The following is a 13,881-nucleotide window of genomic DNA, read 5'->3' on the forward strand; positions in this document are numbered from 1 at the left end:
CGCTGCTGATGCCACGACGTCAGGAAGACGAGCGCAGGATCGCCGGGCAACGCCCGCCAGGCGGATGCTGAAGACGCTGATGATGGCCTGCGTCTTGACCGCCCTTGTGCCGGGGTCGGTCTGGGCCCAGTCTGACACAGCCCCGCCGACCTTGCTGGTGGTGGGCGACAGCTTGAGCGCCGCTTACGGCATCGAACGGGACGCCGGCTGGGTGGCGTTGCTGGCCGAGCGAGTAGCGCACCGCGCCGAGGTGGTCAATGCCAGCATCAGCGGCGAAACCACCGGCGGGGGCGCCACCCGTCTCCCTGAACTCCTCCGACAGCACGACCCGGACATCGTTCTGCTGGAGCTGGGCGGCAATGACGGACTCAGGGGCCTTCCGCCGAGCCAGATGTCGGCAAACCTCGAAGGCATGATCGAAAAGAGCCAGGCCGCCGGCGCCCAGGTGCTGCTGCTGGGTATCGATATTCCCCCGAATTACGGCGACGCCTACCGTCAGGCCTTCACCGGGGTCTTTCGAGAACTGGCCGACACCCACGAGGTGCCGCTGGTGCCTTTCCTGCTCGAAGGGGTGGCGCTGGACCCCGAGCTGATGCAGGACGACGGCATCCACCCCACCGCCGAAGCCCAGCCGAGGCTGCTCGACAACGTCTGGCCGAGCCTTGCGCCCCTGCTGGACGAGACCGAGACGCCGGGGACCGAGGCGGTGTCGACCCAGCCCTCCAGCCAGAAGGACAGCAAAGAACGCAGCGAGCAAGCGAGCGCCTCCTGAGGCGCTCCGCGGGCCCCTACGAGGAGGATGGCTCGACGTGAGCCGGCGCCTTCTGCCACTGCTGCAGCCCAAGCCCCAGCAGGATCAGCACCAGTCCGATCAGGGTCGAGGGGAGTATCGGCTCGCCGACCACCAGGTAGAGCAGCATCAGCGACACCGGTGGTGACAGAAAGATCAGGTTGGAGACCTTGGCGGTGCGCGACACCCGCTGCATCGCCGCCTGCCATAGCACAAAAGCGACGCCCATCTCGAACAGTCCGACATAGATGCCCGCGCCCAGGGCGGCACTGCCGTGCCACTGAAAGCCTGGCCCCAGCACCATCAGCAGCGTCAGCACCGGCACCCCGACGCTGAAGTTCTGCCACTGGGCGACCAGCGGAGGACGCCGGTCGCGGGCATTGAACAGCCAGTACAGCGCCCAGATCAGCGTCGACACCAGCGCCAGTGCGACTCCCAGAGGATCGGCGAAGGACACGTCAAAAACCTGGCCGCGGGTGGCGATGACCCAGACCCCGGCGTAGGCCACCAGGCCGGCCACCACGTCCATCGGCGTCAACCGCTGCTTGAGGATCGGCACCGCCAGCAAGGCCATGGCCAGCGCCCAGGTGTAGTTGAGCGCCATGGCCTCCTGTCCGGGCAACCGGTCATAGGCCGCAAACAGCACAAGGTAGTAGGCCACCGGGTTCATCAGCCCGGCCCACACAGCGGTGCGCCAGCCGCGACGAAGTGCCTGATGCAGCTGTCCGCGCCGCAGCATCAGCACGCTCATCAGCACCCAGGACACCAGCGCCGCCAGCCACATCAGCTCCAGCGGGCTCATATGGGCAAGCGCCAGCTTGAAGGCGGTGGCCACCGTGGACCACAACGCCACGGCGCCAAGGCCGAAGGCCATGGCCTGTCGATCAGTTGTCATGACATTCCCTGGGGTAAAGATGAGGACAAGGATGAGGGCAAGGAGCAGCGGGCCATGGCCACGCCAATCAGCGACGCGGCCAATCAGGATGACGCCATCGAGCCCGCGTTCAGACCGTCAACACAGGATGACCATCGGCAACGTTCAACGGTCCAGATGGCCCAGATCGCGCTCGGGAGCGATGCCGTCGCGGACCCGTTGCTTGAGCGTCTTGACGTCGGGAAAGCCGCCATCTCGCTTGCGCTCCCACAGCGTCTCGTCATCCAGCCGGATCTCGAAATGTCCGCCGTGGGAAGGCACCAGCGTCACCTCCTCGAGATCCTCGCCGAAGGTCGAGAGCAGCTCCTGGGCATACCAGCCACTACGCAAGAGCCACTGACATTGCGTACAGTAGATAATCCGAATGCGTGCCACGTTCAGCCTCCCTGTTCCAGCACGTAGGTGGAAACACCGGCAACGCGCTGCAAGGCAGCACGTACACCGTATTCCCTCAAACCACGATCATAACAGTCAGGACAGCCTCCATGGCCAGTGGCGAAACCCAGACGCGACTTTACGAGTGGCTCACCGGCGACGAGGACAGTCGCCTGTGCAAGGACATCCCGGACAGCGCCTGCGATGAGCAGCCGCGCAACTTCTTCCTGCATCTGCTGGCGTCACTCGGCAACAAGCTCGCCGACGAACTCTCCAGCGCTCGTCTGGTCCTGCCCTGGCTACTGGGCGCCATCGGCGCGCCGACCTGGATGGTCGGCCTGCTGGTGCCGATTCGCGAGGCCGGCGCCCTGCTGCCCCAGCTGTTCGTGGCCGGTTTTATCCGCCTGAAACCTCGGCGCAAGGGCGTCTGGGTGGTCGGTGGATTGCTCCAGGCGCTGGCCGCCGCGGCGCTGTCGGTTCTTGCCCTGATCGGTTCAGGCGGTGTTGGCGGCGGCCTGGTACTGCTGGCCCTGGTCGCCCTGTCGCTGGCCCGGGGGCTGTCGTCCATCGCCACCAAGGACGTGCTCGGCAAGACCATCTCCAAGCAACGTCGCGGGACCCTGATGGGCTGGAGCGGTAGCGTGGCGGGCGCCGTGACCCTGGCCGCCGGTGCGGTGCTGGTGCTGTTCGACGACCGCCCCGGTGAGCTCGCCCTGGCGGTGCTGCTTGGCGTGGCGGCGCTGGGATGGACCCTCAATGCGCTATGCGCCGCCGCCATCGAAGAAGCGGAAGGCGCCACCGACGGCGGCGCCAACGCCTGGGATTCGGTCAAGACCGGCCTCGCCCTGATGCGCGACGACGCCGCCTTTCGTAACTTCAATCTGACCCGCGCCCTGTTGCTGTCCAGCGCCCTGGCGTTGCCCTATGTAGCGCTGATGGCCCAGGACAACGGCGGTACTGAACTTGGCGGACTGGGACTTCTGATCGTGGTATCCGGGGTCGCCGGCATGGTCGCCAGCCCCATCTGGGGCAAGCGTTCGGATGCCTCCAGCAAAACGGTGATGCGCGACGGTGCCATCGGTACCACCCTGTGCTGCCTGCTGGGGGCATCGCTGGCCTGGTTGCCCGAGTCGATGAGCGCAAGTGTCTGGCCCTACGCCCTGGTCTACGCGCTGCTGGTCATCGTCCACTCGGGCATTCGCCTCGGTCGCAAGACCTACATCGTCGACATGGCCGGCGCCGACAATCGTGCCCTCTATGTGGCCCTGTCCAACACCATCACTGGCGTGCTGATGCTGATCGTCGGCGCCGTGATCGGTGCTCTGGCGCAATGGCTCGGCGCCGGCCCGCTGTTGCTGGTGCTGGCCGCCACCGCCGCCCTGGCCGCCCTCAGCGCATTGCGCCTGCCGGAGGTAGAGTGACGCAAGGGCAGCCTCAGCGTCCGCTCCACACTACCGCCACAGCAAAGACGACAGGAAGCGCTGAAGAAATGTCGCGAGCGATGACAGGTCGGTTGCCGCCGGAACGCAAGGTTTCGAGTTTACATGGGTTAAATGAGGAGCCTGAGTACCGCCGGCGGTCGAGATGTCGAGCGCAGCAATTTATGCAGCGTTTCCTTAGCGGACCATTGATTTAATCTCGCCCTCTGGCCATGCTTAGCATCAAATTTTGCCGATTAGAGCCATCATTACATCCCGAGGTTGCGCACAAACCGTCTACGAGAGACTACCGGTTTGGTGCACATCCTGGCCCCTGAATCCCCGGCCCCTGATTACCAGGCAACAAGGGTGTAACGCCAAGCCCGCAACAGGACGTCCCATGACACGACCGAACATGATCGCCCCGGAACTGCTCGAACGCATCGTCAACGCCTCGGAAGACGGGATCGTGGTGGCCGAGAAGGAAGGCGACGAGCATATCCTGATCTACGTGAATCAGGGCTTCGAGCGCCTGACCGGCTACAGCGCGGACGAGATCCTCTACCGCGACTGCCGCTTCCTGCAGAACGACGATACCGACCAGCCGGCCCTCGACGTCGTGCGCAAGGCCTTGAAGGAGTTGCGCCCCTGCCGCGAAGTTCTGCGCAACTACAAGAAGGACGGCACCCTGTTCTACAACGAGCTGTCACTGACCCCGGTGTTGGACGAAAGTGACGAGCTGGTCTACTTCATCGGCGTCCAGAAGGACGTCAGCGAACGTGTGGCCAACCTGGCCGAGATCGATCGCCTGCGTGACGGCGCCGACAGCGCCTGAGCCAGTCCACGCCTCCCTCTTGCACTTTTCTCGATTCCCGCTTATATAGCCAACAGAGTCCTCGGATTCTGTTGGCGCTTCCCGCCGTCGGAAGCATGGTGTGACAAGACGCGCTTCGGCGCTCTGGCCATGGGAGATTTCACATGAGCCGTGATTCCCTTCTCGATGATGCCTACCTCGACCTCTCTGATCAGGAGGCGGTCAACGACGAGGACTATTCCCGCAGTCGTCCTTCCAACCGTGCTGACACCCTGCGCGCCCGCCGACGAGTGGAAGCCCTGCTCGAGGAACGTCGCCTGCGCCAGGCCATCGATGACGACTGGGGCTATGACGAGGAAGAGGAAGAAGAAGAGGAATAGCACCCAGCGCCACCTGTCTTTCCCGGGGCGGTCGGTGCATCGCCCCCGCCATTCGCTCTCGCCTGGCGAATCCCCTCACCTTGCGTGGGGCGCCCCTCGATCTCGCCACACGGCTGGCGTTTGTGCGCCTCCGGCTCTATCATCTGTGACCAGCTTTTTTCCGCGAACCCCAGTGGAAACGCGGCATCGTCCACGTCTGGCTATGCTGTCGACGCCCAGGGCGTCCGTCAGCGCCGGTGGTGATCGTTTCCCCAACACTAGCGAGTTCCCATGGCGCAATACGTCTACACCATGAACCGGGTGGGCAAGGTCGTGCCCCCCAAGAAGCAGATCCTCAAGGACATCTCCCTGTCCTTCTTCCCCGGGGCCAAGATCGGCGTGCTCGGTCTCAACGGCGCCGGCAAGTCCACCCTTCTGCGGATCATGGCCGGCGTGGACACCGAGATCGAAGGCGAGGCACGGCCGATGCCGGGCCTCAACGTGGGCTACCTGCCCCAGGAGCCCGAGCTCGACGACACCAAGAACGTGCGCGAGACCGTCGAGGAGGCACTGGGCGAGATCAAGGAAGCCCAGGCCAAACTGGACGCCGTCTATGCGGCCTACGCCGAACCGGACGCCGACTTCGACGCGCTGGCCGCCGAACAGGCCAAGCTCGAGAACCTGATCGAGGCCGCCGACGCCCATAACCTGGAGCGCAAGCTGGAAGTCGCCGCCGAGGCACTGCGGCTACCGCCCTGGGAGGCCAATGTCGGCCACCTGTCCGGTGGCGAACGTCGCCGCGTGGCGCTGTGCCGCCTGCTGCTGTCCAACCCGGACATGCTGCTGCTGGACGAGCCGACCAACCACCTGGACGCCGAGTCCGTGGCCTGGCTCGAGCGCTTCCTCCACGACTATTCCGGTACCGTGGTAGCCATCACCCACGACCGCTACTTCCTCGACAACGTGGCCGGCTGGATCCTCGAGCTCGACCGCGGCCAGGGCATCCCCTTCGAAGGCAACTACTCCCAGTGGCTGGAAGCCAAGGAGAAGCGCCTGGAGCAGGAAGCCAAGGCCGAGGCCTCGCGTCAGAAGGCGATCAAGCACGAGCTCGAGTGGGTTCGCTCCAACGCCAAGGGCCGTCAGGCCAAGAGCAAGGCACGCCTCAACCGCTTCGAGGAGATGCAGTCCGGCGACTTCCAGAAGCGCAACGAGACCAACGAGATCTACATTCCGCCGGGTCCGCGTCTGGGCGACAAGGTCATCGAATTCCACGGGGTGTCCAAGCGCTTCGACGACAAGCTGCTCTACGAGGACCTGAGCTTCACCATCCCCCAGGGTGCCATCGTCGGTATCGTCGGCGGCAACGGTGCCGGCAAGTCCACCCTGTTCAAGCTGATCCAGGGCAGCGAGAAGCCGGACGCCGGCGAAGTGGTGCTCGGCGAGACGGTGGACATCGCCTACGTCGAGCAGATGCGCGACGCCCTCGACGACAAGCAGACGGTGTGGGAAGCGGTGTCCGATGGACAGGATATCCTCAACATCAACGGCTACGAGGTCTCCTCACGGGCCTACGTCGGGCGTTTCAACTTCAAGGGCAATGACCAGCAGAAGTTCCTCAGGGACCTCTCCGGTGGTGAGCGCGGCCGCCTGCAGCTGGCCCAGACCCTGAAGCAGGGCGCCAACTTGCTGCTGCTCGACGAACCGTCCAACGACCTGGATATCGAGACCCTGCGTGCGCTGGAAGAGGCTCTGCTGGCCTTCCCCGGCTGCGCCATGGTGATCTCCCACGATCGCTGGTTCCTGGACCGCATCGCGACCCATATCCTGGCCTTCGAGGGCGAGTCCCACGTCGAGTTCTTCGCCGGCAATTACACCGAGTACGAAGCCGATCACAAGAAGCGCGTCGGTGACGACACGCCGCATCGGATGAAGTACAAGCGTATCGACGCCTGATACGACAAGCACTGCGCACTGCAACGACGCCACCGGCCCACGCCGGTGGCGTCGTCGTTTGTGCAGTTCCAGTCTTTCCGCTGCCGCCAGCGTTTACCGGCGTACTTGCATGACAGCACGCTTGAAGCGATAAGAGCCACATGCGACGCATCTTGTCGTCGACATCGACCTATCCCATCCACCGCTACCTGACAGGGTCCCTGCCATGTCATCGCTGACCTTCCATCCGGTGCGGTTGATTCGCGCCTTTTACACCAGCATCGCCTACCTGCCGACCCTGGCAGCCCTGGTCTACGGTCTACTCGGCCTGCTGGCGCTGGCCCCACCGATCAGCGACACCTCGCTGCCGGAGGTGATCCAGAAGCTCAGTCTCACCGCCCCGGGCAGCGCCCAGTCACTGCTGGCGGCCATGCTCGGTGGCATGATCTCGCTGATGGTGTTCAGCTTTTCCATGGTGATGTCGGTGCTGTCCCAGGCCGGCGGCAACTTTTCCCACAAGCTGGTATTCGGGCTGGTATCGGAGCGCGCCAATCAGTGGGTGCTCGGCCACTACCTCGGCACCATCCTGTTCATCCTGATTCTATTGATCGTGCCGGAGGTCGACGACGGCGAAGCCGCCTGGCGTTCGCTCGCCATCTATCTGGCCTGCGCCATGGTGCTGCACTGCCTGGCGCTGTTCGTCTATTTCATCCACAACGCCTCCCAGTCGATCCAGATCGATGCCGTGATCTCCGGGCTCCATGACACCACCCTGGCCAGCATGCAGCGTCTGCACGACAAGGAAACCGATGACCATTGGCGCTACCTGCCCTCGGCTGCACCGCCGAGCGCCCAGTGTCACGAGATCCATGCGCGCATGGCGGGCTATGTGCAGAACGCCAACCTCGAGCGACTGGCGGAGCTTGCCGAGCGCATCGGTGGCGTGCTGCATCTGCAGTTTCGTTTCGGCGACTACGTGGTGGAGGGGCTGCCCATCGCTATCCTGGAATGCGAGGACACGCCCAACGAGGAGTGGTGCGACGAGGTGCTCTCCACCCTCACCTATCTCGACGGAGAATCCATCGACGAGCACTTCGTCCACGGACTGACCCAGATGATGGAAGTGGCGATCAAGGCGCTGTCGCCGGGGATCAACGACCCCGGCACCGCCAGGCTGTGCCTGCACCGGATGACCGATCTGCTGTGCCGCTACCTCAAATGGCAGCCGGCCAACACCATGGTCGACGGTGACGGCAAGCGCCGTGTGACCTGGCCGGTGGAACGCTACGACAGCCTGCTGCACCGCCTGTTCGTGCCGATCCTGTCCTACGGCGCCGAGGACCAGAGCACCCTGCTGGGTTTGCTCAAGTCGCTCAAGACCCAGTCACTGTTCGCCGGGGAACACCAGCTCCCCAGCATTCAGCGGATGGCTCAGCGGGTCGGCCAGGCGCTGGCGGACGGCGCCAGCGACCCGATGGATCAGGCCTTTATCGTGGAACGCCTGGAAAGAGGCGCACACCGCCTCGACCTGACCCCCATGCGAGAACGCCTGGCGGCGCGCCTCGAGCAGATCGGTTGACGCCTGGACCGACGGGGCGCCCGCGGCCAAGCCGGCAAGCCCCGCCAGGCGGGTCCATCAGTAGATCTTGGCCTCGCCCCTGGGGCGGGTCTTGAAGCGCCGGTGCATCCACAGATACTGCTCGGGATGGCGGCGAATCGCGGCCTCGATCACCGCGTTGATACGGGCAGCGTCGGCGACCTCGTCACCGCTGGGGAAGTTGTCCAGGGCGGGCAGGTATTCGAGGCTGTAGGTGCGATTGTCGGGATTGCGATGAAAGATCAGCGGCATCACCGGCGCGCCGGTCATCTTGGCGATCTTGGCCGTCAGCTTGATCGACGCCGCCTCGACTCCGAAGAAGGGCGCAAACACGCTGGCGTCACGACCGAAGTCCTGGTCCGGACTGTACCAGACGTGGTGACCGGCCTTGATCCGTCGCACCACGCCACGCAGGTCATGACGATCGATGGCGGTACCGAAGATGCCGTTGCGGGCACGGGTCATGAAACGCTCGAACACCGGATTGTCGTGGGGGCGATAGACCACGTCGGCGGGAAAGAACAGCGAGTGCAGGGCGCCGCCGAGATCCAGGGTGGAGAAGTGGATGCCGATGATCAGCGCGCCCTTGCCTTCGGCCTGGACCTTGGCCATATGCTCCTGGCCCTTGAAGGTGACCCGGTGGCGCAGATGTTCGGGATCCCGGCACCAGCCGGTGGCGGTCTCGAAGATGCCGATGCCGTTGGCCAGAAAGCTCTGCTTGACCAGGCGGGCCTGGGCCGCCGGGTCGAGCTCGGGAAAGCAAAGGCGAATATTGGTCTCGGTGATATGACGGCGACGCCCGGCGAAACGCCAGGCAGCCAGTCCGATCAATCGGCCCAGCGCCAGCTTGCAGCGCCACGGCAACCAGGCACTGGCGCGCATGGCGGTGATGGCAAGGTAGGTCGGCCAGTAGCGTGGCTGGGTCCAGTAACGTGGCGCGGTCGTTGTGTCCTTGGACATGCGATCCCTCGTCGGTCGATCAGGACGACCGACGAGCCAGGCCGTCAGTCGCTAACGGCGCCATTGTACCGCCTGGGCACCCGTGGCAGCACCCCGGTCAACAGGGTATAGCTGATGGTGTCGCAGAATCGGGCCACTTCATCCACCGACAGAACGCCACCGTGACGGCTGCGGCCCCACAGCACCACCTCGCTGCCGATGCCTGCCTCGGGTAGTTCGCTCAGGTCCACCGTCATCATGTCCATCGACACCTTGCCGGCCACATGGGTGCGCTTGCCGTCGACCAGCACCGGAGTGCCGTCCACCGCGTGGCGGTCATAGCCGTCGCCGTAGCCACAGGCCACCACCCCGATACGCGAGGGCCGAGAGGTGACGAAGCGCCCCCCGTAGCCCACCGGCTCCCCCGCGGAAAGCTCGCGCACGGCGATGATCTCGCTGCGCAGGCTCATCACCGGTGCAAGCTGCTGGCTTGCGCTGTTGGCGACCTCCAGAGGGTCGGCCCCGTAGAGCATCACTCCCGGACGGTTGATGACACCGTGGGCCGAGGGCTGGGCAAGAATACTTGGCGAGTTGGCCAGGCAGGTGGGCGCGTCGAGACGCTCGGCCAGCGCCACAATGCACTCGCGCTGACGTTGAAAGTAGCCAGCATCGGTACTGTCGGCGGTGGCGAAGTGGCTCATCAGGTGAAGATCACAGACACACTCGGGGGCCGCCTCGAGTGCCCGCCAGGCCGCTTCGGCCCGCTCGGGCGGGAAGCCCAGCCGATGCATGCCGGAGTCCACCTTCAGCCACACCGGGATGGGCCGGGCCGGACGCCGTGCCAGGGCGGCCTCGAGCTGCCAGTCGCTGTGAATCGCCATGCCCAGGCCAAGCGCCTCCACCTGGGCCAGCTCATCGGCGCTGAAGATCCCCTCGAGCAGCACGATGGGCTCCTCGATGCCGGCCTCGCGCAGGGCGACCGCCTCCTCGATCGCTGCCACCGCAAACATCGGCGCCTCGCCGGACAAGGCCCTCGCGCAGGCGACGGCGCCATGGCCGTAGGCGTCCGCCTTGAGCACCGCGACGCTGAGGCTGCCAGGGGCCAGGCCCGCGGCAAGCCGGTAATTGTGGCGCAGGGCATCCAGGTCGATATCGGCGATCAGGGGGCGAGACATGGGGACTCCGAGGTCAGTGTGCAGAGGCTAGTGTTGTCACCATATTATGCTCAATAGAAAAGGGTATTTCATGGCATATAAGTCCATAAAACTCTTCCGAGACAGCTAGTTAAACCAATACTTAGATAGCAACCAGACAAAACCACTAAAAAAAGCGCCAGGCTTGGCCCGGCGCTTATGGATACGTCTCACGGGGTCAGTCTTGAAGGTCGAGCACATGCCTCTATCCAAGCGCTCCAGCATGCACTGACATCATCTACTAGCGGGTACCTCCACCGACAGTACCCTGGTCACGCCAGGCTGACGGGACTACTCGAAGATGGCGTCCAGCGACAGGCCCTGCTTGTCGAGCATCCGGCGCAGCTTCTTGAGCGCCTCGACCTGAATCTGGCGCACCCGCTCGCGGGTCAGGCCGATCTCCTCGCCGACCTGCTCCAGGGTGGCGGCCTCGTGGCCACGAAGGCCAAAGCGTCGCACCACCACCTCGCACTGTTTCTCGGTAAGCTCCGCCAGCCAGTGATTGACGTGGGCCTTGACGTCACCGTCGACCAACGTCGACTCGGGCCCCTGCTCGTTGTCGTCGGTGAGGGTCTCGATCAACGGCTTGTCGCTCTCGCCGCCCATGGGGTAGTCGACCGAGGACACCCGCTCGTTGAGCCCCATCATCTTCTTGACGGTCTCGACGGGCTTGTCCAGATGTTCGGCGATCTCTTCGGCGGTGGCCTCGTGATCGAGCTTCTGGGTCAGCTCGCGGGCGGCGCGCAGGTAGATGTTGAGTTCCTTGACCACGTGGATCGGCAGGCGAATCGTGCGGGTCTGATTCATCAGCGCCCGTTCGATGGTCTGGCGAATCCACCAGGTGGCGTAGGTCGAGAAGCGAAAGCCGCGCTCCGGATCGAACTTCTCCACCGCACGAATCAGGCCGAGGTTGCCCTCTTCGATCAGGTCCAGCAGGGTCAGGCCACGATTGAGGTAGCGGCGCGCGATCTTCACCACCAGGCGCAGGTTGGACTCGATCATCCGTGCCCGCCCCTGGGGGTCGCCCTTGCGCGCCAGACGGCCGAAATAGACCTCTTCCTCCGGCGTCAGCAATGGCGAGAAGCCGATCTCGTTCAAGTAGATCTGGGTGGCGTCGAGGCTCTGGCGCGCATAGCGATCCTCGCGACCCAGCGCCTTCTCGAACGCCTGAGTCTCGTCGTCGGCTTCCTCGACCTCTTCGGCCTCGTCCGTCACGTCCTCGACGGCGTCCTCGTCAGCCTCGTCTACCGTTTCGAGATTCACATCCTGAAGATCCCGTTCAAGCATGCTCATCGTATAGCTACCCCGTGGTTGCGACCCGGCGTTGTCGTCACCCACTACGATCAACGCCAAAGATTATTATTGTGTGACGCTCATCCTGGAGAAACTGCCGTTTCTCAACGGGAAGGAAGATATTTCGTCGGATCCTGCGGCTGACCGTCCTTGCGCACCTCGAAATGCAGGCGTACGTCCTCAGCGTCGGAATCGCCCATGGTGGCGATGACCTGGCCTGCCTCGACGACATCGTTCTCGCTGACCTTGAGACTGTCGTTGTGGGCGTAGGCACTCAGGTATTCATCGTTATGCTTGAGCAGGATGAGCTTGCCGTAGCCCCGCACACCGCTGCCCGCGTAGACCACCTTGCCCGGCCCCGCCGCTCTGACAGGTTGCCCCTTTTGACCGCCGATATCAATGCCGGCGGTGATGCTCGAACTCTCGCCGAACTGGCTGACAATCTGGCCGTCGGCCGGCCACTGCCAGGGGACCTCATCGACCGGCGTATAGGTCCGGGACCCGCTGCTTGAAGCGCTTTCGCCGCCACTGGAAGACGTGGCCTGGCTGCTGCTGCCGCTGTCCTGTGAAGCGTTGGCGGCAACGGTTTCTGACTGTGCAGAATCGCTAGCCTCGGCCTGCTGCTGTTGCTGTGCCCTGGCCTCTCCCTCGGCGGCCGCCACCACCGATTCCTCGGCTTCGCGCTGGGCGCGCTCGGCCTCATCCTGACTGCTCAGGCTGCCATCGGCGCCGGGGGTGTCGTAGTCGTACACTGGTCCCGGAGCGGTCGCGCTGACACCGGCCACGGCGGCCGCGCCCTGGGCCGCGGTACCGCTGATCTGCTCGGTACTCGCGCTCACGGTCTCGGTGCTGCCGTCCGGCAACAGCCACTCGAGATCCTCGGAGGAGGGCTGAGCGTTCTGACTTTCCTGGCCGAGGGGCGTTGCCACCGCCCCGCCCTGGCCTGCCTGCGCGCCCGCCACCTGCTGGCCGCCGGCGCCCGACGACGGGGCTTGACCGTTGGCCGACAGGCTCAGCGTCTGGCCGACGTCGATGCGGTAGGGAGGCTGGATATTGTTGATCCGGGCCAGTTCGCGGAAGTCCATATCGTGGCGCCAGGCGATGCCGTACAGCGTATCGCCGGACTCGACGGTGTACTGCGCAGGCACCTGGGCGGCACGGGCCGACGACAGGTCCTGAACCTGGACCGGCTGGCTCGGGCCCTGCTGATTGACACAGCCGGCCAGGACCAGCGCCAGGCTGGAGATGACGAGAGTCTTATGCATCGTGTGGTGTCTCCTTGTCGGCTGACCGCGTCGAGCGGCTAGCGTTGGCGTCTTCGCGGGCGGCGGACGAAGCGCCAACCCTGGCAACGATGAGGACCACCAGCATGCCGAGGATGGCGAGCAGCGTCACCCCCACCAGCTGCGCGGCCTCTCCGGTCACCGCAGAATAATCCCAGGGGGCCAGATAACGATAGTCCAGCGGGATGACTTGATTGTCACTGCCTAGCTGATAGCGCGTCAGCTCCCGCCAGGGCCAGAGGATCGGCAGCGAGCCCACGATGAAGCCGACCAGCAGCTGCAGGGTGGCGGTGTGATGACGTCGCAGCAGCCACGACAGCAGACGCGAAAAGGTGAAAAGGCCAACCAGGCACCCCAGGGCAAACAGCCCCAGCAGCGGTACATCAAAACCGCGGATCCCCTGCATCACCACGTCGTAGAGGCCCATGCTCAACAAAAGAAAGCTGCCCGAGACGCCGGGCAACAGCATCGCGCTGATGGCGATGGCGCCACCGACGACCAGTACCAGCGAGGGGCTGCCGAGGGCGTTGACCAGCGGCATCAGCGACGGCAGCGCCTGGGCCAGCACCAGTCCCAGCGCCAGCGGCAGCATGTGCCACCAGCGCCAGTCGGCCGGGTGCTTGCCGACCACCAGCGCCGACGCCGCCACCAGGCCAAAGAAGAAGCCGTTGAGCAGCAGCGGATGGCTATCCAGCAGCCACACCACCAGGTGAGCCACGGTGATCAGGCTGGTCAGGATGCCGGCCATCAGCGGAAGCAGGAAGCGCAGGTTCAGGTGAGCGACGAGCCCCCTGACGCCGCCCTGTTTCAGCGCCCCGAAGGCACTGGGACCGAAGCGCTTGATGGTGTGGATCAGCTCCTCGTAGATGCCGGTGACGAAGGCAATGGTGCCCCCGGAGACTCCCGGGACGGCATCCGCCGCCCCCATGCCCGCACCCCGGAGGTAGAGGCCTA

The 13,881-nt window shown here is 64.7% G+C and carries 13 protein-coding genes; 6 read left to right on the plus strand and 7 right to left on the minus strand.

The window, feature by feature from the left end; translation table 11 throughout:
* Window positions 1-64 precede the first annotated feature (64 nt).
* Window positions 65-772 carry an arylesterase gene (locus NFH97_RS04105; protein ID WP_222568158.1) on the plus strand — a complete coding sequence of 236 codons (708 nt, stop codon included), beginning with the start codon at window positions 65-67 and terminating at the stop codon, window positions 770-772.
* A gap of 16 nt (window positions 773-788) precedes the next feature.
* Here the strand turns inward: NFH97_RS04105 and NFH97_RS04110 are convergent, their stop codons facing one another.
* Both NFH97_RS04110 and NFH97_RS04115 read right to left on the minus strand, forming a co-directional pair.
* Window positions 789-1,685, minus strand: coding sequence for a DMT family transporter (locus NFH97_RS04110; RefSeq protein WP_222515581.1), 897 nt, complete (start codon window positions 1,683-1,685; stop codon window positions 789-791).
* 144 nt (window positions 1,686-1,829) lie between these two features.
* Window positions 1,830-2,099 carry an Rdx family protein gene (locus tag NFH97_RS04115; protein ID WP_045991043.1) on the minus strand — a complete coding sequence of 90 codons (270 nt, stop codon included), beginning with the start codon at window positions 2,097-2,099 and terminating at the stop codon, window positions 1,830-1,832.
* A 110-nt stretch (window positions 2,100-2,209) separates the two neighbouring features.
* Here NFH97_RS04115 and NFH97_RS04120 point away from each other — a divergent pair, with 110 nt between their 5' ends.
* The 5 genes from NFH97_RS04120 (at window position 2,210) to NFH97_RS04140 (ending at window position 8,201) form a co-directional block, all read left to right on the plus strand.
* Window positions 2,210-3,520: an MFS transporter gene (locus NFH97_RS04120; protein ID WP_108448146.1), complete on the plus strand. Its 1,311-nt coding sequence runs from the start codon at window positions 2,210-2,212 to the stop codon at window positions 3,518-3,520.
* A 397-nt stretch (window positions 3,521-3,917) separates the two neighbouring features.
* The gene (locus tag NFH97_RS04125) at window positions 3,918-4,352 is read left to right on the plus strand and encodes a PAS domain-containing protein (protein WP_108131386.1); all 435 of its coding nucleotides are present in this window, start codon (window positions 3,918-3,920) and stop codon (window positions 4,350-4,352) included.
* 143 nt (window positions 4,353-4,495) lie between these two features.
* Entirely contained in the window at window positions 4,496-4,711 is a 216-nt protein-coding gene (locus NFH97_RS04130) for a PA3496 family putative envelope integrity protein (RefSeq protein ID WP_108131385.1), read from the plus strand.
* A 270-nt stretch (window positions 4,712-4,981) separates the two neighbouring features.
* On the plus strand, window positions 4,982-6,643 hold the full coding sequence (ettA, locus tag NFH97_RS04135; protein ID WP_349624478.1) for an energy-dependent translational throttle protein EttA: 1,662 nt from the start codon (window positions 4,982-4,984) through the stop codon (window positions 6,641-6,643).
* A 205-nt stretch (window positions 6,644-6,848) separates the two neighbouring features.
* Window positions 6,849-8,201 (plus strand): DUF2254 domain-containing protein, encoded by a 1,353-nt coding sequence (locus NFH97_RS04140; protein ID WP_045991038.1) that lies wholly within the window; start codon window positions 6,849-6,851, stop codon window positions 8,199-8,201.
* A 57-nt stretch (window positions 8,202-8,258) separates the two neighbouring features.
* On the opposite strand, the gene lpxL is transcribed toward NFH97_RS04140, so the two are convergent.
* The 5 genes from lpxL to NFH97_RS04165 all read right to left on the minus strand — a co-directional run bounded on the left by lpxL (window position 8,259) and on the right by NFH97_RS04165 (window position 13,855).
* On the minus strand, window positions 8,259-9,179 hold the full coding sequence (gene lpxL / locus NFH97_RS04145) for an LpxL/LpxP family Kdo(2)-lipid IV(A) lauroyl/palmitoleoyl acyltransferase (RefSeq protein ID WP_108131384.1): 921 nt from the start codon (window positions 9,177-9,179) through the stop codon (window positions 8,259-8,261).
* Between the two features lie 44 nt (window positions 9,180-9,223).
* Window positions 9,224-10,333, minus strand: a complete 1,110-nt coding sequence (gene alr / locus NFH97_RS04150) for an alanine racemase (protein WP_349624479.1) — start codon at window positions 10,331-10,333, stop codon at window positions 9,224-9,226.
* Between the two features lie 309 nt (window positions 10,334-10,642).
* A complete protein-coding gene (gene rpoS, locus NFH97_RS04155) occupies window positions 10,643-11,638 on the minus strand; it encodes an RNA polymerase sigma factor RpoS (protein ID WP_108131627.1) in 996 nt (331 codons plus the stop codon).
* A 110-nt stretch (window positions 11,639-11,748) separates the two neighbouring features.
* On the minus strand, window positions 11,749-12,909 hold the full coding sequence (locus tag NFH97_RS04160; protein ID WP_349624480.1) for a peptidoglycan DD-metalloendopeptidase family protein: 1,161 nt from the start codon (window positions 12,907-12,909) through the stop codon (window positions 11,749-11,751).
* The gene (locus NFH97_RS04165) at window positions 12,902-13,855 is read right to left on the minus strand and encodes a DUF368 domain-containing protein (RefSeq protein ID WP_108131381.1); all 954 of its coding nucleotides are present in this window, start codon (window positions 13,853-13,855) and stop codon (window positions 12,902-12,904) included. Before NFH97_RS04165 ends, NFH97_RS04160 begins: the two co-directional genes overlap by 8 nt.
* Window positions 13,856-13,881: the final 26 nt, after the last annotated feature.

This window comes from Halomonas sp. SCS19 (genome assembly GCF_040147015.1).
In the GTDB taxonomy this organism is placed as follows: domain Bacteria; phylum Pseudomonadota; class Gammaproteobacteria; order Pseudomonadales; family Halomonadaceae; genus Halomonas; species Halomonas litopenaei.

What these genes read in the sequence shown, in the direction of transcription:
- NFH97_RS04105 (WP_222568158.1), top strand. Translation starts at nt 65, where the DNA reads ATGCTGAAGACGCTGATGATGGCCTGCGTCTTGACCGCCCTTGTGCCG.
- NFH97_RS04110 (WP_222515581.1), bottom strand. Translation starts at nt 1,685, where the DNA reads ATGACAACTGATCGACAGGCCATGGCCTTCGGCCTTGGCGCCGTGGCG.
- NFH97_RS04120 (WP_108448146.1), top strand. Translation starts at nt 2,210, where the DNA reads ATGGCCAGTGGCGAAACCCAGACGCGACTTTACGAGTGGCTCACCGGC.
- NFH97_RS04125 (WP_108131386.1), top strand. Translation starts at nt 3,918, where the DNA reads ATGACACGACCGAACATGATCGCCCCGGAACTGCTCGAACGCATCGTC.
- NFH97_RS04130 (WP_108131385.1), top strand. Translation starts at nt 4,496, where the DNA reads ATGAGCCGTGATTCCCTTCTCGATGATGCCTACCTCGACCTCTCTGAT.
- ettA (WP_349624478.1), top strand. Translation starts at nt 4,982, where the DNA reads ATGGCGCAATACGTCTACACCATGAACCGGGTGGGCAAGGTCGTGCCC.
- NFH97_RS04140 (WP_045991038.1), top strand. Translation starts at nt 6,849, where the DNA reads ATGTCATCGCTGACCTTCCATCCGGTGCGGTTGATTCGCGCCTTTTAC.
- lpxL (WP_108131384.1), bottom strand. Translation starts at nt 9,179, where the DNA reads ATGTCCAAGGACACAACGACCGCGCCACGTTACTGGACCCAGCCACGC.
- alr (WP_349624479.1), bottom strand. Translation starts at nt 10,333, where the DNA reads ATGTCTCGCCCCCTGATCGCCGATATCGACCTGGATGCCCTGCGCCAC.
- rpoS (WP_108131627.1), bottom strand. Translation starts at nt 11,638, where the DNA reads ATGCTTGAACGGGATCTTCAGGATGTGAATCTCGAAACGGTAGACGAG.
- NFH97_RS04160 (WP_349624480.1), bottom strand. Translation starts at nt 12,909, where the DNA reads ATGCATAAGACTCTCGTCATCTCCAGCCTGGCGCTGGTCCTGGCCGGC.
- NFH97_RS04165 (WP_108131381.1), bottom strand. Translation starts at nt 13,855, where the DNA reads ATGGGGGCGGCGGATGCCGTCCCGGGAGTCTCCGGGGGCACCATTGCC.